Source organism: Paenibacillus thailandensis (genome assembly GCF_042685365.1).
Taxonomy (GTDB): Bacteria; Bacillota; Bacilli; order Paenibacillales; family Paenibacillaceae; genus Paenibacillus_AP; species Paenibacillus_AP thailandensis.
In genome coordinates this window covers 146,644-171,803 of the sequence record NZ_JBHUMY010000043.1, presented here as the reverse complement: position 1 = coordinate 171,803, position 25,160 = coordinate 146,644, and the positions used below count along the sequence as shown (strand labels likewise).

The window sequence follows — 25,160 nt, the reverse complement described above, 5'->3', positions numbered from 1 at the left end:
CTTTACCCCATCGATGTTAGGTTATCGGCGGAAAAACCCGTCCAGTGAATCACATATCTTGTTATCATTTATAACATAAAAGGGGAATGGGTGTCGATATCCTGAAAATTAAAATTTGATGTCAACTATATTGACAGAAGAGGAATGGCGTTGTATATTACCTCTATAACTTAACATTAACCCGGATACAACGGCGTATCCTTCGGAAGCGGCAATGAAGCCTGCTCGACTGCCATGGAGAAAGAATGACTTTCCCGCGGCAGGAGGGCAGGCTTTTTTTTCAATAGATAAGTGCCTATAAGCCGGAACTCTTATAACGGGCTTATCGAGGCGAAGCGGCTTGAACTCACCGGACGGGGAGAACGGGGCGTTTCCGCTTAAATATAGAGGGGAGAGAACGATGATGAGTAACCGCAAAAAGCTGGTGTTGATCGGCAACGGCATGGCAGGCGTTCGCGCCGTCGAGCATTTGTTGAAGCTTGCTCCGGATGCCTACGACATAACGATATTCGGGGCGGAGCCGCATCCGAACTATAACCGGATCATGTTGTCCTCGGTTCTGGTGGGCGGAGCGGATATGAAGGAAATCGTGATCAACGATTGGGACTGGTACAAGGATAACGGAATCCGTCTTTATACGGGCCATACCGTTACGAAGATCGATATCGAAGGCAAGCGGGTGCGGTCGGACCGCGGCGCTGAAGCGTCCTACGACAAGCTCATTATCGCGACCGGCTCCAATCCGTTCATGCTGCCCCTTCCGGGAGCGGACAAGGAAGGCGTCATCGCTTTCCGCGACATGAAGGATTGCGAGACGATGATCGAGACGGCCAAAACGTACAAGAAGGCGGCCGTCATCGGCGGCGGCTTGCTCGGCTTGGAAGCGGCGAGAGGCTTGCTGCATCTCGGCATGGACGTTACCGTCGTGCATAAGCATCCTTATTTGATGGAGCGCCAGCTGGACGCGCCGGCAGCCGCCATGCTGCAGACGGAGCTGGAAGCGCAAGGCATGAAATTTCTGCTGAGCAAAAACACGGCGGCTATCACCGGCAAAAAACGGGTGAAGGGCCTGACCTTCTCCGACGGTTCGCAGCTCGAGACCGATCTGGTCGTGATGGCGGTCGGCATCCGGCCGAACGTCTCGCTGGCGAAAGCGCACGGCATTGATATCAATCTTGGCATCGTCGTCAACGATTATATGGAAACGAATATTCCCGACATCTATGCGGTCGGCGAATGCGTCGAGCACCGCGGCGTCGCATACGGTCTGGTCGCCCCGCTCTACGAGCAGGGCGACGTGCTGGCCAAGCGGCTGGCGGGCATCGAGACGAAGGGCTACGAAGGTTCGGTCACTTCGACGAAGCTGAAGGTTTCCGGGGTGAACGTGTTCTCCGCCGGACAGTTCCGGGACGTTCCGGGGACGCGCGCGCTGCGCATTCAGGACGAGGTGGAAGGCATTTATAAGAAAATCGTCATCCAGGACGGCAAGCTGATCGGCGCCGTGCTGTTCGGCGATACGGCCGACGGAGCATCGTTGTTCTCCATGATCCGCAAAGGCGAAAACATCGCCGGCAAGGAGAAGGAAATATTGCTTGGCTTTGCGCCGGGAGGAGCGGAGCAGTCGCCGGACGCCCGCATCGAAGCGATGCCGGACGACGAGATCGTGTGCGGCTGCAACGGCGTATCCAAGGCGGCGATCGTAGACGCGATCAAGACGAAAGGATGCGTCACCGCAAGCGCCGTAAAGGCGTGCACGAAAGCGTCGGCTTCGTGCGGCGGCTGCAAGGGGCTGGTAGAAGGGCTGGTTCGGGTCTATGCCGGAGACGCCGCCGGCGAAGCGGTGAAGGAAGGCATCTGCGGCTGCACGCCGCTCAGCCGCGACGAGATCGTTGCGGAAATCAAGCGGATGGGCCTGAAGTCGATCCGCGAAGTGATGAACGTGCTGGAATGGCGCGAGCCGGAAGGCTGCTCCAAATGCCGTCCGTCCTTGAACTACTATCTCGGCATGCTGTGGCCGACGGAATACAAGGACGAGAAGGAATCGCGGTTCACGAACGAGCGGTATCACGCGAACATTCAGAAGGACGGCACGTATTCGGTCGTTCCCCGCATTTACGGCGGCGTAACGTCGCCTGGCGAGCTGAAGAGAATCGCGACCGTCGCGGAGAAATACAATGTTCCGTTAGTGAAAATAACGGGCGGCCAGCGGATCGACCTGCTGGGCGTGAAGAAGGAAGATCTGCCGAGCATGTGGGAAGATCTCGACATGCCTTCGGGCCACGCGTACGGCAAGACGCTCCGTACGGTTAAGACGTGCGTCGGCTCCACCTTCTGCCGTTTCGGCACGCAGGATTCGATGGCCATGGGCATCAAGCTGGAGAAGGCGTTCGAGCGGCTTAACACGCCGGCCAAAGTGAAGCTTGCCGTATCCGGCTGCCCGCGCAACTGTGCGGAAGCGACGATCAAGGACTTCGGCGTCGTTGCGATCGACGGCGGCTGGGAGCTGCACGTAGGCGGCAACGGCGGCGTGCACGTGCGCGCGACCGATCTGCTTTGCGTCGTGAAGACGGAGGAGGAAGTGCTGGAATGGAGCTCCGCCTTCCTGCAATATTACCGGGAGAATGCGCAATGGAACGAGCGCACGTCGACGTGGATCGAGCGCGTCGGCCTCGACAGCGTGAAGAAGGCGCTGGAGAAACGCGAAGACCGGCTTGCGCTGGTTGAGCGCATCAATACGACGCTTAGCCAAATGAAGGATCCGTGGAAAGAAATTATCAATAACGAAGAGCTGCGCAAAAACTTCGAGCCGATTCGCGACGCGCAGCCGATCGGTTAAGGGAGGGACCCGAAATGGCAAAATGGCTTGTAGGCAAGCTGGAGGAAATCGACGTAAAAGGTTCCCGTACCTTGAAGGTCGACGAATTGGAAATCGCGGTATTCCGTCTCACAAACGGCGAGGTGCTCGCCGTGGAGAACCGCTGCCCGCATAAGAACGGCAAGCTGTCCGAGGGCATGGTGTGCGGCACCAAGGTGCATTGCCCGCTGCACGACTGGAAGATCGATCTTCGCAGCGGCAAGGTGCAGGAGCCGGACGAAGGCTGCATTACGACCTTCGAGACGGAAATCGACAGCGAAAGCGGCTTGTTGTACGTTACGGTGTAGGAGAACAACCCGTATTTGACGATAACCGAATCATTGACATGGCCTAGCCCCATGCGCAGCTGGAAAGGGAATTCCTCCGGCCGTGCATGGGGCCTATGAATAGACAAGCATGACGGATAGACAAGGGAGAGATAGAAGATGTCTTACGTGAAACCGGCGGAAGTACTGGAATCCATGATCGACAGCGGCCAGGCCAAAGCGGAAACGTCCGCGGTTCAGATGGTGACGAGAGGGTTCCTCGGCGGAGCCATTCTCGCCTTCGCGACGACGCTGGCGTATACGGCGACGCAGCAGACCGGCATCGGCCTTGCCGGGGCGCTCGTATTCCCCGTTGGTTTCGCCATTATCGTATTGCTGGGGCTGGAGCTTGTGACGGGCAGCTTTGCGCTGATCCCGCTGGCCGCCATGAAGCGCCGGACGACCTTCGGCCGCATGCTGGCGGCGTTCGGCTGGGCGATCGCCGGGCATTTGCTCGGCTGCGCTTTTTATGCGGCGCTTTATTGCTTGGTCATTACGAAGATGGGGACGGACATGAGCAATCCGCTTATCCAGACGATCGTTCAAGCGAGCGAATCGAAGACGGCAGCCTATCGGCAAATGGGCGGCGAAGGGATGGCGCTTGTCGTCCTTAAGGCCGTATTGTGCAATTGGATGGTGACGCTTGGCGCGGTCATGGCGATGACCTCCAAGTCGACCGGCGGCAAAATCGCCGCGATGTGGCTGCCGATTCTGATCTTTTTCGCCCAAGGGTTCGAGCACGCCGTCGTCAACATGTTCGTCATACCGGCGGGGATGATGCTGGGGGCGAACGTCGGCTTTGCGGACTGGTGGCTGTGGAACCAGCTCCCGGTATTGCTTGGCAACTTGCTCGGCGGTCTTGTTTTTACCGGCGTCATGCTCTATTTATCCCACGCGTCCAAGAGGGAGCCCGAGTACCTGACCGCGGTTTCGAAAGGCGTTAAAGCGTCGGAGGAGCCGGTATGAGCGGCGGCGGGCGGGTATCGATTGTCGGCGCGGGCCCGGGCGATCCGGAGCTGATAACGGTGAAGGCGATGCGGCGGCTGCAGGAGGCGGACGTTATCCTGTACGACCGGCTGGTGAGCGAGGAGCTGCTCGCTTACGCCAAATCCGGCGCGCTTCTCGTCTATTGCGGCAAAGCGCCCGGTCATCATGCGATGCCGCAGGAAGTCATAAACGAGCAGCTGATCAAATATGCTAAGGAAGGGAAAGCGGTCGTTCGCCTGAAGGGCGGAGACCCGTTCGTCTTCGGGCGAGGCGGCGAGGAGGCGCTGGCGCTGGCCGCGCACGGCATTGCGTGCGAGGTCATCCCCGGCATCACCTCGGCGATCGGCGCCGCGGCTGCGGCCGACATCCCGCTGACCCATCGCGGAATCGCCGCTTCGTTTGCCTGCGTCACGGGCAGCCGCTGCCACGGCGAGCAGGAGCCGGTACGCTGGGATTTGCTCGCCCATGGCGTCGATACGCTTGTTATTTATATGGGCGTCAGCCAATTGGGGAACATCGCGCGGGAGCTGATGGCGTCCGGCAAGGACGGAGCGACGCCCGTCGCGCTCGTGGAGAAGGGCACGACCGACCGGCAGCGCGTGCTGACCGGCACGCTGCGGGACATCGAGCGCATCGCCGCCGCGGCGGAGCTGGAAAATCCGGCGCTCATCGTGATCGGCGAAGCGGTAAAGGTCAGGGCGCAGCTGAACCGGCTTTTATCGTCTTCCGAGGCGCTGTTGGCTTAAGAAGCCGACATGGAGCCGCCGGGGGCTTAAGAAAAGCTTAACAAGCACAACTGGAAAAAAACGATTGACAGTATTTTCAACCGATGGTAAAGTGTCAAATAGATTTCATTATTTTGAGAGGAGGATTACGAATCATGAGTAACGTTGCTGCTGTACTTCACCCTATGATGAATGGAATGTTCGAAGCAAAACAAAAAATGAACGTAATCCATCCGAGCGTCTTTTCCCACTGATATGAAGGGGTTACCCGTCTGCAGAGGGCGCATGGCTACGTTCACCGTAATCATGCGCCCTCTTTTTGTCTTTTTGGACCGGCTCGACTGAGCAAACGGCCCGAAAGGCGGAAAGGAAGCGTATCGTTTGCGGCGATACGCTTCCTTTTTTTTGCAGCGGCTCGCTATGGGCAGTCCCGATGGAAGAGAAAGCAGGCGGCTCGGATGAAATACGGGAGGTGCAAGCAATCCGATGTTTGTAGTATTAAAGAAGTTGGACTGGTTTTTTGCATTAAACTGGAAAAGGTATACGGTTGCGATCGTTCTGCTGATTATCGCAGGCATTCTCGACATTATCCCGCCGAGGCTGATCGGGTATACGATCGACGGCATCTCGCAGGGGCGGCTGTCGGAGCCGGACTTTTATCTTATTCTGGGCGGCATGCTGGCGGTAACGGCCGTCGGCTACGTCGTATCTTACATTTGGCATTACCAGCTGTTCGGCGGGGCGTTTGCGCTCGAGCGCATTTTGCGCAACCGGCTGATGCGGCATCTGCTGAAGATGACGCCGATTTTTTACGAACGGAACCGGACCGGCGACCTGATGGCCCGCGCGACGAACGATTTGCGGGCGGTGTCGCTGACGGCGGGCTTCGGCATTTTGACCTTGATCGATTCCAGCGCTTTTATGCTGACGATTCTGATCATGATGGCCGGGGTGATCAGCTGGAAGCTGACGCTTGTGTCGCTGATTCCGCTGCCTTTCATCGCGCTGGTCATGACGAAGCTGGGCAAAAAAATCCACGAGCGCTTCATGGAAGCGCAAGATTCGTTCGGCGAGCTGAACGACCAGGTGCTGGAATCGATCGCCGGCGTTCGCGTCATCCGCGCTTTCGTGCGGGAGGAGGCGAGCAAGGCGCAATTCGCGGCGAAGACCGGGGAAGTGCTCCACAAAAACCTTGAGGTCGCCAAAATCGACTCGCTGTTTGAAGCGATTATTAAAGTGCTTGTCGGCATGAGCTATCTGATCGGGATTTCCTACGGCGCTTATCTGGTGTTCCGCAGCGAAATTACGCTCGGCGAGCTCGTCACGTTTAACGTCTTCCTCGGGATGCTTATCTGGCCGATGTTCGCCATCGGCGAGCTGATCAATATTATGCAGCGGGGGAACGCTTCGCTCGACCGCGTCAACGAGACGCTTGGCTACAAGCCGGAAGTGGAAGACGCGGAAGCGACGGAATCGGTCCGCACGCCGGAGGCGATCAAGTTCGACCGCGTCACGTTCCGCTATCCTTCTTCGGTGACGGACAATTTGTCCGATGTTTCGATTATGCTTCGCAAAGGGCAGACGCTTGGCATCGTCGGCCGAACGGGCAGCGGCAAGACGACGCTGCTGAAGCAGCTGCTGCGGGAATATCCGCTTGGCGAAGGCACGATCTCGATCTCTGGGGTGCCGATCGAGCGGCTGAAGATCGAGGAGCTGCTCGGCTGGATCGGTTACGTGCCGCAGCAGCCGATATTGTTCTCGAAGACGATCCGGGAGAATATATTTTTCGGCGTAAAGGGAGAGCGGCGCGAAGAGGATTTGCAAAGGGCGCTTGCCCGCGCCTCGTTCGCCAAGGACATCGCGTTTCTGCCGGACGGCCTCGACACGATGGTCGGGGAGAAGGGCGTCGCGCTGTCGGGCGGCCAGAAGCAGCGCGTCAGCATCGCGCGGGCGCTTATCGCCGATCCGGAGATTCTGATGCTGGACGACGCGCTGTCGGCGGTCGACGGCAAGACGGAAGCGGAAATTATCGAAGGCATCCGCACCGAGCGCAAAGGCAAGACGACGCTCATTACGACGCACAGGCTGTCGGCCGTGCAGCATGCCGATTTGATTATCGTGCTGGATAACGGGCGGATCGTCCAGCAAGGGACGCACGAGCAGCTTCTGCTGCAGGGCGGCTGGTACCGCGAGCAATACGAGCGCCAGCAGCTGGAGTCGGAGCTGGAGCAATAAACGCAACGATAGACGAAGCCGTTCCGCTCCAAGGGACGGCGCAAGGCAAGGGACGGAGGTGTCTTAAACCAGTGAGTTCAATGGAAGTGACGGAAGTTTCGCCCAAGACGGGCAAACGGTTGTTTCAATACGCAATGTTATATAAAAAGCCGATTCTGATGGCGATCGCGCTGCTTGTTTTGGCGGCGTGCACGGAGCTTGCGGGGCCTTTCATCGCCAAAAGAATGATTGACGTTCATATTCTCGGCATCGAGAAAAAGTGGCACGAGGTGCAAGGCGAGCAGCCTTACGCCGTCTCGTACCAAGGCAAGTGGTATAAGCGCGAGGACCACTTTGAGCCCGGAGAGGCGAAAGGCGCGGAGGTGCGCGTGCTCCAGGCGGGCGCAAGCTATTATTGGCTTGAAGGCTCGCTTGCGGGCGAGGAAGGTTCGCGGAAGGTGGAGGGCGGCCAAATGACAGTCACCGACCCGGATACGGGAAGTTCGTCTGTTTATCCGGTTACGCAGCTGACGAGGTCGGAGCTGTTCCGGTTCTACGAACCGGAAATTCCGGCCATCGTCAGGCTCGGGCTGCTGTATTTGGGCTTGCTGCTGCTGGTCGGCGCGTTTACGTACGGGCAGCAGCGGCTGCTGCAGTTCTCGGCGAACCGGATCGTGCAGCAGATGCGTCAGGACGTCTTCGCCCATACGCAGCGGCTGCCGGTCAAATATTACGACAATCTGGCCGCCGGCCAGGTCGTCTCCCGCATCACGAACGATACCGAGACGATTCGCGAGCTGTACGTGCAGGTGCTGGCTCAGTTCGTCAACGGGATCGTCTATATGGTCGCCGTCATCGGCGCTTTGTTTATGCTCAATACGACGCTTGCGCTTATTGCGCTGCCGATCGTTCCGATTTTGTTCCTGTGGGTCATTCTTTACCGCAAGTTCGCGGTGGGCTATAACCGGATCATCCGGACGAAGCTGAGCGAAATTAACGCGATGATCAACGAGTCGATTCAGGGCATGGCGATCATTCAGGCGTTCCGCCGCCAGAAGGAAACGATGCAGGAATTCGACGAAATGAACGACTACCATTATAAATACCAGAACAAGCTGCTGAACCTGAACTCCTTGACGTCGCACAACCTGGTCAATACGATCCGGAACTTGATATTCGCGCTGGTCGTATGGCTGTTCTGGGGCGACAATTTAGGCGCGGCGGTTACGGTCGGACTGCTGTACGCGTTCATCGATTATATGAACCGGATGTTCTCGCCGATCGTCGGCATCGTGAATCAGCTCTCCACGTTGGAAACGGCGCGCGTGTCGGCGGAGCGGGTGTTCCGGCTGATGGACGAAGAAGGCGTCGAAGTGGCCAAAGGCCGCATCGAGCGGTACAAGGGCGACGTGGAATTCAAGGACGTATCGTTCGCTTACAAAAAAGACGAATACGTGCTGAGGAAGATTTCCTTCCACGCTTCGCAAGGGGAAACGGTGGCGCTTGTCGGTCATACCGGCTCGGGCAAAAGCTCGATTCTGAACCTTCTGTTCCGGTTCTACGATACGAACGAGGGCGCGATTCTGGTGGACGGCAAGGACGTCCGGGATATGCCGAAGCAGCATTTGCGCCAGCATATGGGCATTGTGCTGCAGGATCCGTTCCTGTTCACGGGAACGATCGCCTCGAACGTCAGCCTGGACAATCCGGACATTAGCCGGGAGAAAATCGTCCAGGCGCTGAAGGACGTCGGCGCGTACGACATGTTCATGCAGCTGCCGAACGGCATCGACGAGCCGGTGATCGAGAAGGGCAGCACGCTGTCGGCCGGCCAGCGCCAGCTGATCTCGTTCGCCCGGGCGCTCGCCTACGATCCGGCGATCCTCATACTGGACGAGGCGACGGCGAGCATCGACACGGAGACGGAGGCCGTCATCCAGCAGGCGCTGGACGTACTGAAGCGCGGGCGCACGACGTTCGTCATCGCGCACCGCCTGTCGACGATTCGTGCGGCGGATCAGATTCTGGTGCTCGACCGCGGCGAGATCGTCGAGCGCGGCAACCACGACGAGCTGCTGGAGCAGCGCGGCAAATATTATGCGATGTACCAGCTGCAGCAAGGTACCATTCTAACGGCGTAGCCGTCGGGGCGGTCGCCTGGAAAATGGCGTTCGACCATAGTTTTTGTCCCAGAGCCTTTGCCGTTACCGCGGCAAAGGCTCTTTTTACGCTACGCCAGTTCAAGACGGCGAAGCCGTTTATGCTTATGTTGCATGAGCGGGAGATCCGGACCCGAAGGACCATAATTCGTCCCGCGTTCAAATCTTAACGGAACTCAGCGACCTTATTTCTGAAATTGAGGACGATCGTGGATGCTAACGGAACTGAGCGCCGTTATTCAACAATTTGAAGGCGATTTTTAATGATATATCGGTATTAACGCCGCTCAGTTCCGTTAGAATTTAAAAATGCTCAAAATCAAACGAATAACGTCTCTCAGTTCCGTAAGCTCTTGCCAACATTCAACTGATAGGAGCGATATCTCTTCTTTCCTCCCGACACCAGTAAATATTGTCCCTCAACCAATCCATGCAGCAATTGCCGAGCGTAACGATCCGTGACACGCAGATGCGATGCAAGCTCCTTTGGCGTAAACGGCCTGAGCAAGCGCCGTGCGAATCGAACCGCTTCTGCTTCAAGACAATTCAACCGGGAATCCACATCGAACGTAACAAACTTCCCCAGGAACGATAGAACCAACTGCCTGCAAAACTCCGGCTCATCCCGAATCGACAAATACGCAATCGGCAAGTAGATCCAATCATCAAGCGACAACAGGCTTTGTCTGCGACACAAGTCCTTGAAGCGATGCGTATCTAGATCTCTGGCATGCGACCGGTAATCTTGAACCTCTATATCGGCTTTAACATCTCCGGGCAGGAACGCTAAGTCCAGATACCGATATCCGCCGTTGTAATCCCGCACCTCCCACTCCGGATACAAATGGTCGAAGTTGCCAACGACCGGATACCAGATTAATCGCAATAGCTCTACTGTTCCGTGGCTGAGTCCTTTTTGCAGCAATTCTCTTCTTCTATGGTTTTTCTCAAGTTCGATTTGCTTCTGCATCCATATTTCATATTCTCTCTTGAACACGATATTCACCCCCTTCCAATCAAAATAAAAATGCCGCCTCGATACATAAAAGTATCAAAGCGGCATGTGCTTCATGTCCGTTACCATCAGTATAGCAGAGATTAGACCGGAATCAACAAGCCGCCGTGCAAGCTTCCGCTGCTTATTGAACGGATCTTGAGGTCCGCTGCACTAAAAACAAGGGTTTAGTTATAACGCACATGACCTGAGATCCGGCGGCCGCCGCCTGCGTTTACGGGCGGTACATTTATGCCGGCGGGGTCCAAAAATAGGATAACAGATATAATTGACAATGATTCTTATTATTATTTACTATTAATCGTACAGGATCATTACCGGAATAAATGCTCTATACAATTTCTGCAATGAGGAGAGAGCGTTCAAACGATGCAAGAGGGAAACGCGTTATATCGGGTGCAAGGCTGTCGATACGGCGCCGTTTCCATAAGCCAAAAAGGAGGTCAAGCGCATGGCACAAGCGGTCGACAAGCTTCGCCAATGGACTCTTGCCTATCGCCATAAGGAAGAAGTGGCGATTGCACCGGGAGCGTCCGTCACGCTGGGGCCTGCCCGGGATTATCGATTCGTATTCGTCGCTTCGCAGAAGCTGAACGTAACGATTGGATCCGGCGGCGAGGAGATGAAGGGCACCGCGTTCCAGGGCGAGTTGTTTCTCGTGCCTGCGGACGCGCCATGCACGCTAAGCAACGAGTCGCCGGGCCGCTGCGAGGCGGTGGCCGTTAGCTTCGCCTTTGCCGGAGCGAGCCGCCGTCAAGCAGACCCGGACGGCTTGTTCCCGCGGTCCGGCTTCCATGCTTTCCGCTTGCCGCAGGCGAGCGGCTGGATGCAGGATTTCCACTGCGACGACAGCGATCCGGATCCGGCGCTTTACTGCGAGCTGCAATCGCATCTGTACGCCATCGCTTCCGGTTATTTGCAGTCGCTTCGGAAGCCCGCGGGACCCGACTCCGCTCTTCGCTCGTACGTGGAGCAGGCGCAGCAGCTTATGCTCGAGCGTTATCCGAAGCCGATCGACATCGACGAGCTCGTCCGTTCGTCGGGCTTCGGCACCAGCCGGTTCTACCAGGCGTTCCGGGCGCTGACCGGGCTGAGCCCGCATAAATATTTGACGATGATTCGCCTGGACGCTTCGCTCCGGCTGCTGGCGAGCCGCTCCTCGACCGTAGTCGAATCGGCCCACGCGGTCGGATATCCCGACGAATATTATTTCAGCCGTTTGTTTAAAAAACAGATGGGCTTGTCGCCAACCGAATACGCCCGGCTCGCCGGCATTAAAATCGCCAATCTGGCGCCGGTCTTCTTAGGCGATTTGTCCGTGCTTGGCATTACGCCTTATTTGTCTTTTCAGCGCGGCTGGCAGGAGCGGCCGGAGGAGGCGCTGAGACAGCTGGCCGCCGCCAAGCCGGAGCTCATCCTGACCGGCCCGCTCGAGGAAGGGCTATACGAAGCATTGTCCGCGATCGCTCCGGTCATGATGCTGAACTGGAAGCAGTACTCCTGGAAGGAGCGGCTGCTTCGCATTGCGGCGCGGCTTGAGTTGACGGGGGTCGCGGAGCGATGGCTGGCGCAATACGAGAGCCGGGTACATAACGCCCGCGTTCAGGTGAAGAACAGCTTGGGACAGGAGCCGGTGCTGCTCGTTCAAGTGTACGACGAAGGATACCGGGTATTCGGGCTGAGGTGGAAGAAGATGACGGACTTTTTCTATCAGGATCTGCAAGTGTCGGCGCCCGATTGCATCCGGGATTTGCGGGACCTTGAGACGGCTTCGATTGCGGATATCGCGTCCATCGAGTGCGAGAATGTATTGTTCCTGGTGCCTTACGGCACCCGGGAGGAAGATTGCGCCAAGCTGGAAGCGTCCTGGCGCCGCCAGCGGCGCCACCGGCGGAAGAAGCGCTGCCTGTTCGTCCGCTACCCGCATGTGTTGAACTACAACGCTTCCGTGCACGGGGGGCTGGTCGACGAGACGGTTCAGCTCTTGCTGAAGCTGGATAAAGCTTGAGTTGCGCCCCCGGCTCAAGCTTCCGTTCCGGTCAGCCAATAAAAATGTCCATCCGGATTGCAAAAATGTCCATTCCCGCAAGGGGATGGTTCCTTTAATATTACCAATTGAGAATGATTATTACTCTTACATTTTAGGAATACGAGGACTCGATGACCGCATGAAAAAAACGTATTTGCTCGCGGCGCTTATCGCGTTGGCCGTCGCGTCGCTGTTTATCGGAGTGAAGCCGATCGCGCCGTCGGATCTGTTCAATATGAGCAACAGCCAGAGCCAAGTGTTCTGGTCGAGCCGCGTGCCCCGGCTGATCAGCATCGTCGTGTCCGGCGCGAGCCTTAGCATCATCGGACTCATCATGCAGCAGCTGACGCGCAACAAGTTCGTATCGCCGACCACGTCCGGCACGGACGATTCGGCAAGGCTCGGCATTCTCGTCGCGATGCTCGTTTTCGGATCGGCCGGCATGCTCGAGAAGACGGTAATCGCGTTTGTCTTTGCGCTGGCGGGGACGTTCGTCTTCATGAAAATATTGGACCGCGTCAAATACAAGGACGTTATTTTCATTCCGCTCGTCGGGCTGATGTTCGGCAACATCGTCAGCTCCGGCACGACGTTTTTCGCATACAAGTACGATCTGATCCAGAGCATCTCGACCTGGCTTCAAGGAGATTTCTCCGCGATTATGACCGGCCGTTACGAGCTGCTGTACGTCAGCGTCCCGCTCGTCGCCGTCGCTTACCTGTACGCGGATAAGTTTACGATTGCGGGCATGGGGGAAGATTTCGCCGTCAATCTGGGCCTTAACCACCGCCTGGTGATGAATATCGGGCTTGTGATCGTGGCGCTCGTGTCGGCGGTCGTCATGCTCACCGTAGGGACGATTCCGTTCCTGGGGCTGGTCGTGCCGAACATCGTGACGATGTTCCAAGGGGACAACTTGCGCAAAAGCCTTTCTTCCACGGCGATCATGGGCGCCATCTTCGTGCTGGCGTGCGACGTGATCGGCAGACTGATCATCTACCCGTACGAGATTCCGATCGGGCTTACCGTCGGGGTGATCGGAAGCGGCATTTTCCTGTATTTATTGTTGAGGAGAAAGGCTTATGACTTATAAGTGGAAAATAGGCGGGCTAACCGCCGCCGCGTTAGCGCTGGTCGCCGTCTTCCTGTTTACCGATATCGGCAACTGGGATTACGCCTTTCCGCGCCGCGTCGACAAAATGATTGCGGTCGTGCTGGTAGGCGGAGCGATTGCGCTGGCGACGGTGATCTTTCAGACGATCACGAACAACCGGATATTGACGCCAAGCATTATCGGCCTCGATTCCGTCTATATGCTTATTCAGACGGGGGCCATTTTTTTGGGCGGCTCCATGCATCTGACCATCGTCAACAAACATATCAATTTCTTCGTCTCGCTGGCGGGCATGACGCTGTTCGTGCTGCTGCTTTATAAGCTGCTGTTCAAGCGGGAAGGGCGTAACCTGTATTTTCTCATGCTTGTCGGCATCGTGATGGGCACGTTGTTCGGCAGCATGACGACGTTCATGGAAGTGCTTATCGATCCTAACGAGTTCCAGGTCGTTCAAGGCAAAATGTTCGCCAGCTTCAATAACATCGACAGCGATCTGCTCGCCGTGTCCTTGCTGATGGCGGCTGCCGCCGTGGCGTACGGCTGGCGGTTGTTCAAATATTTGAACGTGCTGTCGCTCGGAAGGGAGCACGCGGTGAATCTCGGCATCCCGTACGATTACGCCGTCCGCCGTCTGCTGATCGTCATCGCGGTGCTTATCGCGGTATCGACGGCGCTGGTCGGGCCGATCACGTTCCTCGGTCTGCTGGTGGCGAACGTGACGTATCAGTTCATGAACACGTACCGTCACGGCATTCTGATTCCTGCGGCGGTCCTCGTCAGCGTCATTGCGCTGGTCGGCGGCTTGCTGCTGGTGGAGCGGGTATTCACCTTTTCGACGACGCTCAGCGTCATTATCAATTTTATCGGCGGCGTTTATTTCCTCTATTTGCTCTTAAGGGAGAATAAATCATGATTGAAGTGAAAGGTTTATCCAAGCTGTACGGCGGCAAAAAAGTCGTCGACGGCGTGTCGCTGACGATACCCGACAACCGGATTACGTCGTTCATCGGACCGAACGGGGCCGGCAAGTCGACGCTTCTGTCGATGATCAGCCGGCTGATCGACAAGGACGCCGGGGAAGTGATCGTCGAAGGCAAGGAAATCGGCCAATGGAAAAGCGGCGAGCTGGCCAAAAAGCTGTCGATTCTGAAGCAATCGAATCATCTGAATGTCCGGCTTACGGTTCGGGAGCTGGTCAGCTTCGGGCGATTCCCTTATTCGCAAGGAAGGCTGACGGCCGAGGATTGGAAGCATGTCGACGAAGCGATCCGGTATATGGATTTGCAGGATATGCAGCACAAGTTTCTGGACCAGCTGAGCGGCGGGCAGAACCAGCGGGCGTTCATCGCGATGGTCATTGCCCAGAACACGGACTACATTCTGCTTGACGAGCCGCTCAACAATCTGGATATGAAGCATTCCGTCCAAATTATGAAGGTGCTTCGCAAGCTGGTCGACGAGCTGGGCAAAACGGTCGTGCTGGTCATTCACGACATCAACTTCGCGTCGTGCTACTCCGACCATATCGTCGCTTTGAAGGACGGGCGGGTCGAAGCGGAGGGAAGCGTCGAATCCATGATCGACAGCGACGTGCTGCGCGGCATTTACGATATGGACATTCCGATCGAAACGATCGGCGGCAACCGGATCGGCGTTTATTTCGCTTGAAGCCAGACGTTGCGGGAAATAGAGCAAAAGCTCCATCCGGCCGGCAATCCTTGAAAGGGGGGATGCTGTCAATTGCCTGGCCCAGAGGATGGAAAGCGGCCGCTCTTATATCCTGTGATCATTAAACATACTATACCAATTTTAATAAGGGGTGTTTTTTTGATGAAAAAGTTAAGTTTATTGCTCGTATTGATGGCGTTCGCCATCGTAACCGCCGCTTGCGGCGGCAACAGCGGCTCCGGCAATGGCGCGGGCAGCACCGCGTCGCCTTCTCCGACAGCCAGCAGCGAAGCGTCGCCTTCGCCTGCCGCGTCGGCAGCTCCGGCCGAACTGACGATTACCGACCGTTTCGGCGATCACAAGATCAAGACGAACCCGGAGAAAGTCGTCGTGTTCGATTTCGGCACGCTGGACACTTTGGATAAGCTGGGCGTAGAAGTAACGGGGGTTCCGTCCTCCAATCTGCCGGGCTACCTGTCCAAATACGAAGACGAGAAGTATGTCAACGTAGGCGGCTTGATGGAGCCGGACTTCGAGAAAATCGCGGAAATCCAGCCGGACCTGATCATCATTTCCGGCAGACAGGCGGACTCGTACGAAGAGTTCAACAAAATCGCGCCGACGATCTACATGGGCGTAGACACCGAGAAATACATGGAATCGTTTAAAGCAAACGTGACGACGCTTGGCCAAATTTTCGGCAAGGAAGCCGAAGCGGAGAAGGAACTGGCGGCCGTGGAAGCTTCGATCAAGGAGCTGAACGAGAAGGTGACGGCGGCAGGCAACAACGCGCTTGTTGTTCTAACCACGTCCGGCAAAGTCAGCGCGTTCGGCACCGGCTCGCGTTTCGGCATCATTCACGACGTATTTGGCTTCACTCCCGTTGACCCAAGCGTTAAAGTAACGACGCACGGCAACCAAGTGTCTTTCGAATACATCGCGGAGAAAAACCCGGATTACCTGTTTGTCGTCGACCGCGACGCCGTCGTCTCCAGCGACAAAGCCGCTCAGCCGGCCGCGCAGGTGATCGAAAACGATCTCGTGAAAAACACGAATGCCTATAAGAACGGGCGGATCGTTTACTTGAATCCGGACTACTGGTATTTGTCCGGCGGCGGCCTCGTGTCCGTCAGCGAAATGGTGAACGAAGTTTCGGCCGGCTTGAAATAGGCAATCCGGCGACTCAATTGCAAGGCCGGCTACCGACAACGCGTCGGGGCCGGCCTTGCTGCGTTATGGCACTACTCGGCCCGCAAGCAACGCGCGGTACGGGAAGCGGGAACGGCTGCCGCGTCTTCCGGCGTACCTCCCCCGGCAATGCGGGCGGCGGATGACGGTCCGCCGGCATCCGCATCGTCTTCGGCATGGTGGGCCCCTTCGGTATCCGAAGGACCGGCATTAAGCGGGTCCCGCAGCCCGTTGTTCCTCCACTGCATCTTTGATACCTTAATGTTGTGACGTTTATGCAAAGGACAAGGCCGAAGGAGGGGGCGGTTTGAGCGTTAGGCCGATCGATATCGCCAGAAAATTGCAGATCAGCACGAGCGCCTTGCGGCATTACGAAGAATGGGGCATTATTCCGCCGGTAGAGAGAGGGCCCAACGGGTATCGCCTCTATACCGAGACGCACGTCGCCTATTTCGAGTGCATCCGCGCCATGAGCGCCGGCTTCGGTATGGGCACGACGGCGGACGCATTGCGCCTGCTTCTGAAAGGGGAAGTCGACAGCGCCTTATGGATCGTGAACAAAGCGCAAGCGGACCTGCATAAAGAGAAGCTGCAGGCCGAGAAGACGATTCAGGCTCTCGATATGAAGGAACTGGACCATGTGGACGCTAGGGGAAGGAAACGCTGGATGACGATCGGGGAAGTGGCGAAAGAAGCGATGGTGCCGACATCCGCGATCCGCCATTGGGAGAAGATGGGCCTGCTGTCCGTATCGCGGAACGGGAGCAACGGGTACCGGACGTTCAGCCCGACGCAAATCCGGCAAATCCTCATTATCGCCACCTTGCGCACGGCCGTTTGGTCGCTGGACACGATCAAGGAAGTGATCCGGGAGCTCGATTACAACAATCTCGAACAGGCGCGCCGAATCGCCAAAGATTCGCTTGCGTATTTGAACGCCGTCAACCGCAGCCGGATGCGGGGGATCCGCTGCTTGTACCGCTTAATCGAGCTCGCCGAAGAAGCGGGAAGGAGCGAATCCGGGTTTCCTCAGGCCCATCAGGAGTAGAAATAAGGCCGTTCACGGGCGTTTCCGGCGGGAAATGCCTTTTTGTTTTTTGGGGCAAAATAGAGGTATTGACAACAAACCAAGATGTTAGTAATATTCGTATATTGCTTCATAATTCTCATTAATTCAGTCGGAATAGGGGATGTTCTGCAAAATGGACAACGTTCAAAATAATCTTCTGCATGCCATTCAAACGAACTGGATCAGCTTGCTCATATCCGTCGTTGTCATCGGCCTGCTCTATTACTTGGCGAAGAAGCGCCTGAACTTCGGCTACCGCGTCCTGCTGGCGCTTGGCATCGGTCTCGTCGTCGGGGTCGTGCTGAACAGCGCGGGCTTGGATGCGACAAGCATCGGAACGATCGGAAGCATTTACGTCAACTTGATCAAAATGCTCGTTATCCCGCTCGTGGCCGTGCTGGTCATTACGAGTATCACGTCGATTTCGAGCCTCGGCCAGCTTCGGAAAATCGGGACGAAGACGATCGCGTTGTTTTTCGTGACGACGGGTATCGCCGCGTTGATCGGTCTTCTGGTAGCGCTGGCGTTCAATCCGGGCCTCGGCTTTGTTCAGAGCCCGACCGAAGGGTATGAAGCGCGCGAAATTCCGACCTTCTCGGAGGTTATTCTGGATCTCGTTCCTTCCAACCCGATCGGCGATATGGCGGAAGGCAAGGTCGTACCGGTGCTCGTCTTTGCCATCTTCGTAGCGGTCGCGATCGTGCATTTGGGCTCGAAAAAGCCGGAAACCGTAGAACCGGTCAAAAAAGTGATCGATTCGTTCGCGCAAGTGATGCACCAAGTGACGAAATATATCATTCGCCTTACGCCGTACGGCGTATATGCGCTGATCGGCTCGATGGCCGCCAAATACGGCTTTGAGACGCTGAAGCCGCTTATCGCTCTTATTATTTGCACCTATGTGGCTTTGCTGATCCACTTTGTCGTGACGTTCGGCGGGCTTGTGGCGTTCGGTGCCAAAGTAAATCCGTTCAAATTTTTGCGCAAAGCTTACCCGACCGTCGCGGTCGCGTTTACGACCCGCAGCAGCTATGCGACGCTGCCGATTAATCTCGAGGTCATTACGAAAAGACTGCGCGTATCGCCTCGTATTGCAAGCTTTGTAGCGCCGCTTGGCGCAACGATGAACATGAACGGCTGCGGCGGCGTATGGCCGGCGGTAGTCGCGATCTTCGTCGCCAACGTGTACGGCGTCGAGCTTGGCATCTCGCAATATATTCTGATCGTGCTCGTCAGCATGATCTCCTCGATCGGCGTTGCCGGCGTGCCGGGACCGGCGTCCATCTCGACGACCGTCGTGCTGACGGCGCTTGGCTTGCCGCTTGAAGGACTCGGCCTGGTGCTCGCAATCGACGCGATCGTCGATATGGGCCGCACGGCCGTCAATGCGACGGGGACGACCGTATCTTCCTTGCTCGTAGCCGTTTCCGAAGGCGAATTCGACCGCGAGTCGTTCGATCGGGACGAGGAAGACCCGCTTGAACTGAACCAGGCGTCTTAATGAATCCTATTCCGGCAGCGCGAAAGGCGAAAATGCCGCGTGCCGCCGAACTCAAAAACCTGTTCCCCGGAACAGGTTTTTTTGGTGCCGCTAACCGGGCTGCGACTCCATGACAGGTGGCGGAAGCGGCGAAGCCGCTGCCGGTTGTGTATAATAGAGGAAGACGGAAGGAAGGAGATAGGCCGTGAAAAAAATAATGACCGTCTTTACCGGCGGAACGATCGGAAGCAAAAACAACGACGGAGCCATACAGGTGAACGAAGCAGGCTCCTATTATCTTATCGATAAATATAATGAAAGCCCGATGCGGAAAGAGGTGCGGATCGACACCGTTCAGCCGCTCAACATCTTGAGCGAAAATCTGGTGCCGGACGATTGGAATACGCTGATCGCCGCGCTTCGCGGCATCGATGTCCGGCAGTACGACGGCATTATCGTGACGCACGGCTCCGATACGCTCGCTTATTCGGCGGCGATGTTAAGCTATGCGTTCGCCCGGACGCCGATTCCCATCGTGCTCGTCGCCAGCGGCCATCCGCTCGACGACCCGAGAAGCAACGGCCTTGCCAATTATGCGGCCGCGGTCGACTACATAACGGGCGAGTACCCGCCGGGCGTATTCGTCATTTACCGCAATGACCGGCAGGAGACGGTCGTATACTTGGGAACCCGTCTTTATCAATGCCTGCCGTTTACGGATCAATTCGATTGCCCTTACGGCGTGCCTTACGGACGGATGGAGGACGGCCGATTCGTGCCGGATACGCACCGTTTGAACCCGACCGCGGAGCAGCTTCGCAGCCATGCCGCGGGGGCGGAGGCGGCTTGGAATGAAGGGCGGGATTGGAAGCTGGACTCCGGCGTTTTGTACATACGGCCTTATCCGGGCCTGGATTACTCGCTTTACGATTTTTCGAAGCGAGCCCCCAAGGCGGTGCTGCATGATTTGTACCATTCGGGAACGGCCAGCGTCAGCGGACAAGAGCGGCATTCGCTGCTTACGTTTGCGGCGTATTGCCGCGAGCACGGCGTAGATCTGTACCTATGCCCGCTGAAGGACGGCTCGGGCGCGCTGTACGCTTCTTCGGTCAAGCTGATCGAGGCGGGCGTCACCTTTATCGAGCGGATGTCCGTCGAAGCGGCGCTCATGAAGCTGACGCTTGCTTATTCGCTTTTTGGCGAAAGCGGGCAAATGCGGGATTTCGTGCTGAAGGAAACGGTGTTTTTCGAGCATATCGGGCCTTAATGGGTGATCAGGGGAGGAGCGTTCATAAAGGCGCGGCATGCTTGCTTATAACCTATAATGAATGAAGGAGATGGAATACGATGACGCAAGTGAAAGTGGGAGAGAAGGTCCCGGATTTTACGCTGCAGGCTTCGACCGGAGCGGCGATTTCGCTGCATGACTACGCGGGCCGCAAGCTGGTTATTTACTTCTATCCGAAGGATATGACGCCGGGCTGCACGACGGAATCTTGCGATTTCCGGGATTATAACGGCGAATTTAAAACGCACAATGCCGAAGTGATCGGCATTAGCCCGGACGATCTGGCTTCTCACGGCCAATTCGTCGAGACCTACGGGCTGCCGTTCCCGCTGTTGTCCGATACCGAGCATAAAGTATCCGAGCTGTTTGGCGTATGGAAGCTTCGCGAGTATAACGGCCAATCGTTTATGGGGATCGAGCGCTCGACGTTTCTGATCGGCGAGGACGGCAGGCTGGCCAAAGAATGGCGCAATGTCAGCGTAGAGGGCCATGTCCAAGAAGTGCTCGAGGCCGTCCGGGGGTTATAGGGCAGGCTTAGACGTAAAACACGCCCGCAGGGGCTCCGGATCGGAGCTTATCCTGCGGGTGTTGTGCGTTCGGCGGCTCCGGAGGCTTCGCGAAGCCGATTTCGGTTACTCCGGTAATTCGTTAAGCAGCAGCTCGAAATAATCGTCGTTCGGATAAACGTAAGGCGAATCCGGCGGGTCGATGACCGTTAATTCGCCGATGCGGAGATCCATTATTTCCATGCCCATATATTTCGTCAACGCAATTTCGCCCTTCACCCGGACCCACGTATCGTCGTCGAGCGCACTCGCTTTTTCCGACGACGCCAATATACCGTACGGCTCGGTGTCCGCCGAGCAGCACTGCATGGCCAGCCGGGAAACGACGAACTGGTCGGGCTTCATTCCTTCCTCGCGGTATACGTATCCGCTAATCGCAACCTCTTTGCCGACAAAAGCGTTTTTGTACAGGTCCAGCGTCGTTAACGCTTCCATGAATCCTATTTCCGGGATGTCGATGACGTCTTGCTTATACAGCCTTTTCGCCAGCCGGGCATGAAGCTCCGTATAGGAATCGTAGGGGAACAATGCGTCGAGATCGTCCGTTTCGCCTGCTCCGTTCGGCGCCGCCCCGTTTCCGGAGGATACGTCGCCGGATGGGGCGTTCGCAGCGGCTCCCGAAGGCGGCTTCAACCCGCCGGCCGCTTCCGCCGCTTGAGGCTGCGCAGCAAGCCCCGAGTCGTTAGCCTCTGCCGGTCTGACGGAAGCGCTGCTGCTTAAGTTTACGCCTTTGATTGCCGTCAGCCCGCTGCCTAACAGCGTGTCCGGCGTCAGGAAACCGAGCGCAAGCGGCAAAGCAAACAGGCCGTACAGCACCGCGTTTTTTCGTTTGGAAGCGGGTGGATGATGACCGCACTCGCAGCTTGGCAAGGCGGCCCGCTCCTTTCGGTCAAAGTAGGCTTGCAGCGCCAAGTAGGCTTGGAACACGGCCACGGCAAACAAGCCGAGTGCGGCCAGCTTCACGATCGTTTCCATGCGGGGAGCGATATAGTAATAAAGCTTGTCCGCCCGCACGAAACGGGCAATGAGGAACGAGAACGACGCCAGAATGGCGGCGCGCAGCAAATAGTGAATAACCGGAGAACGGCCCGGGCTCATCGGGTTATCCCTCGCTTTCACGTTTAGGATGGCGAAAACAGCAGCCAGCCGGCCAAATAAGCGCCTGCCAGCACGCATGCGGCGATCAGGACGGCGAGCAGAAAGACGAACCTCTTCTGGAATACGGCGAGCAGCATTAACGTGCTTTTAAAATCGAGCATCGGCCCGAAAACGAGAAAAGCGACCAAGGAAACCGGCGTAAACGTCGACGCGAAGGAAGAAGCGACAAAGGCGTCGGATGTCGAGCAGATCGACAGGATGTAGGCGAACCCCATCATAAACAGCGGCGCGCTAACGGCCCCTTGACCGATGCCGACAAGACTTTCCCGGGGCACATACGATTGAATGGCAGCCGTCAGAATCGAGCCGATCATGACGTATTTGCCCATGTCAAACAGCTCGCTGCCGGCATGATCCATCATCGACAGCCATTTGCTGCCGCCGAACGGACTTTGGCTATGCGGGTGCGAATGGCCGTGCGAATGACCGTGCGTTTCAGGGCCGGGGTCTGCGGCTGACGGTTGTTCCTCCCGCAGCGGGTTGTTGCGGACAAGAAGGTAGAGAGCCGCGCCGATGACGGCCCCGACGAGCAAAGCCAGTCCCATCCGGGCATAAAGAATGTCCGGCTGCCCCCGGAAAGCGGTATAGGTTGCCGCGAATACGACGGGGTTCACGACCGGGCCGACGAGGATGAACACGATGCCGATGTAAAGCGGCATTCCTTTCGCAAGCAGGCGGCGAACGATCGGGATAAGCCCGCATTCGCAAACCGGGAACATGATACCGAGCAGGCAGCCGAACAGAATGCCCGGCAGCGGGTGGCGCGGAATAAACCTGCGGATCGCGTTCTCCGACACGAACAGCTGCAGGAAGGACGATACGAGCACGCCCAGCAGCAGAAAAGGAAGCGTCTCGAGCACGATGCCGAGCAGCATCGTTTTAAACGTTTGCGCGCTTGCGGGAAGCTCGACTCGGAAATCAAACTGTTGAAAAAAACGGGGATGGACGATTAGCAAAACGGCCGACCCGATAAGCGACACAAAAATGAGATTAATGGAGTGCCTATAAAGAAACGCGCGCAAAACCGTCCTCCTTTCGAAGGGCCAAATCGGATGGTTACTTTATGCCGTTAATTTCGTAATCATTACGGTTAATTGAAGGATATAACGCGGCGCAGGCGGCTGTCAATGGAGCGGGAGGGCGAAATCAAAAAAAACGAAGCAAACGGTAACGAAGTTGAAGCTCGCGGCAAAAAAACTGCGCCCGCTCATGTTATTCGGCATGTCGGGCGCAGTCGGTTTTCTGTATAAAAATAAGTCCGGGTGATAAGAAACAATTATTGCTCGGTATCTGCATTCTGGTCTTCTTGCAGTTTCTTCGCGCCTTCGCGGTAAGGCAGTTGCTTCACGTAGCTGTCGGACAATCGCAGAAGCTCAAGCGCGTTGTTGAATTCGGCTTCCGTCGCCCGCTTTCCGGACATGCCGTTGCCGGCAAACGACAGGTGCGTGCCGTCTTCGTAGCCGCTGCCGGACAGGAACAGCTCCTCGCTGCTCAGAAACGAGCCGGTCGGCAGGTAATAACGCTGCGGCAAAATATTATAAGACGTATTGAACAGGTCTTGTCCGAAATGAATCTGGTTGTCGAGCGAAATGCCGAACAGATTGGCAACCGTCGGAAGAATATCGACTTCCCCGCCCAGCTGCGTATGAACCGCGCCTTCCATCCCCGGGACGGAGACGACCAGCGGGATGTTCATCATATCGTCGTAGCTGTATTCATGGCCGTAAATTTCGTTCATGAGCTCTTTTTCGTCATCGTCCAGCGAATATAGCGGCAGTCCCAGATGGTCGCCGTACAGCACGACTACGCTGTTGTCCCAAATGCCGCGCTGCTTCAGATCGTCGATGAATTGGCCAAGCGCGTAGTCCGCGTAATTTTGCGCCCGGATATAATCGCCGACAAGCGTGTCCTCAAACCTTTCCGGCAGTTCCATGCGGTATTTGCTTTCCGGAATGGTGAACGGATGGTGCGCCGACATGGAAATGACCTGCGTATAGAACGGCTGGCCGGTGCTGCTCATCCGCTGCAGCTCCTCGGCCGTCTTCTTGTACAGCACCTCGTCGGAGGCGCCGAAGAAGAACGCGTCCTCTTCGCCGAAAAACTCGTTGTCGTAGTAACGGTTCCAGCCAAGCGACTTGTACAGCTCGCCGCGGTTCCAGAATTCCACCGTATTCGTATGGAAGGTGGCGGTGTCGTAACCTTGCGATTGCATCAGCTTCGGCAGGCTTGGCAGCTCCCGGTCGACGTAGCGCATCGTCGCCGCGCCGTCCGGCGGAATGTAGAACGACGTGTTCACGACGAACTCCGCGTCGGATGTGTTGCCTTGGCCGACCATTTGGTAGAAATGGTTGAAATATTGGCTGTCCTTCACGAGCTTGTTCATGTTCGGCGTAATTTCCGTGCCGTCGATTTTAAGGCCGATCAGGAAGTTCTGGAACGATTCCATTTGAATGATAATCAAATTTTTGCCTTTGGCCGCGCCGAACAGCTTGGGCGATTCGACCGGCTGGACGTTTTTCAGCTCGTTGATTTTCTGCTGCGTAATTTCGGAGGACGAAACAAGGTCCTCGTCTTTGTTCTTGAAGATCGTATACGCCTCGTAGTTCAGAATGCCCATCTGCTCGGCTTTTACGATCTCGTTCATGCTGCCCCGGTTGGGCAAAATATTGAACAGGCAAAGCGCGATCGAAATGCCGAACAACGCGGCTACGACGCTTCTGCGAACCCGGCGTTCGCTGTTTTTCTTCCAGGTCAGCGCTTTGTTCCGGCGAAGCAGGAAATAACCGAAAATGATAATATCGATGAAGATCAGCAGGAAATACGGATCCATCAGCGAAAAGACGCTGTTTTTGACGGCCGTTACCTGGTTGACCTGCTCCAGGGCCAGATAAGTGGCGATAACGCCGTAATATTTATAGTACATAATGACGGCGAACAAGATGCCCGTCACGACCAGGTTGACAAGCAAATAATACATAAGCTTGCGCTTCGACGCGAACCATTCGACGGCGCAGAACAATATGAGCGCGAACGGCAGCTCCTTGAGAAGAGCGGTCCATGAGGGCTCGTCGAAAATGACCATCCAGGCTATGAAGCTCTTAATGAGAATAATAAGCGAAAAAACAAGAATCGGACTGCCGGAAACGAACAACCGTCTAGCAGATAAAGCTGACACTGCATATCGCCTTCCTTCCAAAACAAAAACAGGCTGTATCCCAAAAAGCAATCCAGCCCGTTCTCTTGTTGTATAACGTACGATAATGTCTAGAGTCCATTATGCAACTTTTCGCCCCCGGTGTCAAAAGGCAGAAGTCTCCTTG

General features: G+C 56.4%; 20 protein-coding genes. 15 read left to right on the top strand and 5 right to left on the bottom strand.

Translation table 11 applies throughout. The features are described 5' to 3' along the window. The first annotated feature begins 403 nt into the window (after positions 1–403). From nirB to ACFSW5_RS24985, 6 genes are all read left to right on the top strand, one after another. Complete coding sequence (nirB, locus tag ACFSW5_RS25010) at positions 404–2,836, top strand: nitrite reductase large subunit NirB (protein ID WP_379279650.1); 2,433 nt, start codon at positions 404–406, stop codon at positions 2,834–2,836. Between the two features lie 14 nt (positions 2,837–2,850). After that, positions 2,851–3,162 (top strand): nitrite reductase small subunit NirD, encoded by a 312-nt coding sequence (gene nirD, locus ACFSW5_RS25005; RefSeq protein WP_379279646.1) that lies wholly within the window; start codon positions 2,851–2,853, stop codon positions 3,160–3,162. Positions 3,163–3,300: 138 nt separating this feature from the next. Beyond that, on the top strand, positions 3,301–4,146 hold the full coding sequence (locus ACFSW5_RS25000; protein WP_379279644.1) for a formate/nitrite transporter family protein: 846 nt from the start codon (positions 3,301–3,303) through the stop codon (positions 4,144–4,146). After that, positions 4,143–4,913 carry a uroporphyrinogen-III C-methyltransferase gene (gene cobA / locus ACFSW5_RS24995; protein ID WP_379279640.1) on the top strand — a complete coding sequence of 257 codons (771 nt, stop codon included), beginning with the start codon at positions 4,143–4,145 and terminating at the stop codon, positions 4,911–4,913. Before ACFSW5_RS25000 ends, cobA begins: the two co-directional genes overlap by 4 nt. Positions 4,914–5,378: 465 nt before the next feature. After that, positions 5,379–7,127 (top strand): ABC transporter ATP-binding protein, encoded by a 1,749-nt coding sequence (locus ACFSW5_RS24990; RefSeq protein WP_379279638.1) that lies wholly within the window; start codon positions 5,379–5,381, stop codon positions 7,125–7,127. Between the two features lie 80 nt (positions 7,128–7,207). Then, on the top strand, positions 7,208–9,247 hold the full coding sequence (locus tag ACFSW5_RS24985) for an ABC transporter ATP-binding protein (RefSeq protein WP_379280234.1): 2,040 nt from the start codon (positions 7,208–7,210) through the stop codon (positions 9,245–9,247). A 355-nt stretch (positions 9,248–9,602) separates the two neighbouring features. On the opposite strand, the gene ACFSW5_RS24980 is transcribed toward ACFSW5_RS24985, so the two are convergent. Beyond that, complete coding sequence (locus ACFSW5_RS24980; RefSeq protein ID WP_379280230.1) at positions 9,603–10,235, bottom strand: transcriptional regulator; 633 nt, start codon at positions 10,233–10,235, stop codon at positions 9,603–9,605. Between the two features lie 496 nt (positions 10,236–10,731). On the opposite strand from ACFSW5_RS24980, the gene ACFSW5_RS24975 reads away from it, so the two are divergent. The 5 genes from ACFSW5_RS24975 (at position 10,732) to ACFSW5_RS24955 (ending at position 16,261) form a co-directional block, all read left to right on the top strand. Beyond that, positions 10,732–12,288 (top strand): helix-turn-helix domain-containing protein, encoded by a 1,557-nt coding sequence (locus tag ACFSW5_RS24975; protein ID WP_379279635.1) that lies wholly within the window; start codon positions 10,732–10,734, stop codon positions 12,286–12,288. Between the two features lie 160 nt (positions 12,289–12,448). Then, complete coding sequence (locus tag ACFSW5_RS24970) at positions 12,449–13,402, top strand: ABC transporter permease (protein ID WP_379279632.1); 954 nt, start codon at positions 12,449–12,451, stop codon at positions 13,400–13,402. Next, positions 13,392–14,336 (top strand): iron chelate uptake ABC transporter family permease subunit, encoded by a 945-nt coding sequence (locus ACFSW5_RS24965; RefSeq protein ID WP_379279630.1) that lies wholly within the window; start codon positions 13,392–13,394, stop codon positions 14,334–14,336. The genes ACFSW5_RS24970 and ACFSW5_RS24965 overlap by 11 nt, the downstream gene beginning before the upstream one ends. After that, a complete protein-coding gene (locus ACFSW5_RS24960) occupies positions 14,333–15,091 on the top strand; it encodes an iron ABC transporter ATP-binding protein (RefSeq protein ID WP_379279627.1) in 759 nt (252 codons plus the stop codon). Before ACFSW5_RS24965 ends, ACFSW5_RS24960 begins: the two co-directional genes overlap by 4 nt. Positions 15,092–15,253: 162 nt before the next feature. Beyond that, positions 15,254–16,261 (top strand): siderophore ABC transporter substrate-binding protein, encoded by a 1,008-nt coding sequence (locus tag ACFSW5_RS24955; protein ID WP_379279624.1) that lies wholly within the window; start codon positions 15,254–15,256, stop codon positions 16,259–16,261. A gap of 71 nt (positions 16,262–16,332) precedes the next feature. Here the strand turns inward: ACFSW5_RS24955 and ACFSW5_RS24950 are convergent, their stop codons facing one another. After that, positions 16,333–16,527, bottom strand: coding sequence for a hypothetical protein (locus ACFSW5_RS24950; RefSeq protein WP_379279621.1), 195 nt, complete (start codon positions 16,525–16,527; stop codon positions 16,333–16,335). 59 nt (positions 16,528–16,586) lie between these two features. Here ACFSW5_RS24950 and ACFSW5_RS24945 point away from each other — a divergent pair, with 59 nt between their 5' ends. From ACFSW5_RS24945 to bcp, 4 genes are all read left to right on the top strand, one after another. Then, positions 16,587–17,327: a MerR family transcriptional regulator gene (locus ACFSW5_RS24945; protein ID WP_379279619.1), complete on the top strand. Its 741-nt coding sequence runs from the start codon at positions 16,587–16,589 to the stop codon at positions 17,325–17,327. Positions 17,328–17,481: 154 nt separating this feature from the next. After that, positions 17,482–18,849 (top strand): cation:dicarboxylate symporter family transporter, encoded by a 1,368-nt coding sequence (locus ACFSW5_RS24940; protein ID WP_379279616.1) that lies wholly within the window; start codon positions 17,482–17,484, stop codon positions 18,847–18,849. Between the two features lie 184 nt (positions 18,850–19,033). Beyond that, entirely contained in the window at positions 19,034–20,095 is a 1,062-nt protein-coding gene (locus tag ACFSW5_RS24935; RefSeq protein ID WP_379279613.1) for an asparaginase, read from the top strand. An 80-nt stretch (positions 20,096–20,175) separates the two neighbouring features. Next, positions 20,176–20,643: a thioredoxin-dependent thiol peroxidase gene (bcp, locus tag ACFSW5_RS24930; protein WP_379279611.1), complete on the top strand. Its 468-nt coding sequence runs from the start codon at positions 20,176–20,178 to the stop codon at positions 20,641–20,643. A gap of 105 nt (positions 20,644–20,748) precedes the next feature. On the opposite strand, the gene ACFSW5_RS24925 is transcribed toward bcp, so the two are convergent. From ACFSW5_RS24925 to ACFSW5_RS24915, 3 genes are all read right to left on the bottom strand, one after another. Further along, on the bottom strand, positions 20,749–21,780 hold the full coding sequence (locus tag ACFSW5_RS24925) for a TIGR03943 family putative permease subunit (RefSeq protein ID WP_379279609.1): 1,032 nt from the start codon (positions 21,778–21,780) through the stop codon (positions 20,749–20,751). 23 nt (positions 21,781–21,803) lie between these two features. After that, positions 21,804–22,862: a permease gene (locus tag ACFSW5_RS24920; protein ID WP_379279607.1), complete on the bottom strand. Its 1,059-nt coding sequence runs from the start codon at positions 22,860–22,862 to the stop codon at positions 21,804–21,806. Positions 22,863–23,116: 254 nt separating this feature from the next. Next, complete coding sequence (locus ACFSW5_RS24915; RefSeq protein ID WP_379279603.1) at positions 23,117–25,015, bottom strand: LTA synthase family protein; 1,899 nt, start codon at positions 25,013–25,015, stop codon at positions 23,117–23,119. Positions 25,016–25,160 lie beyond the last annotated feature (145 nt).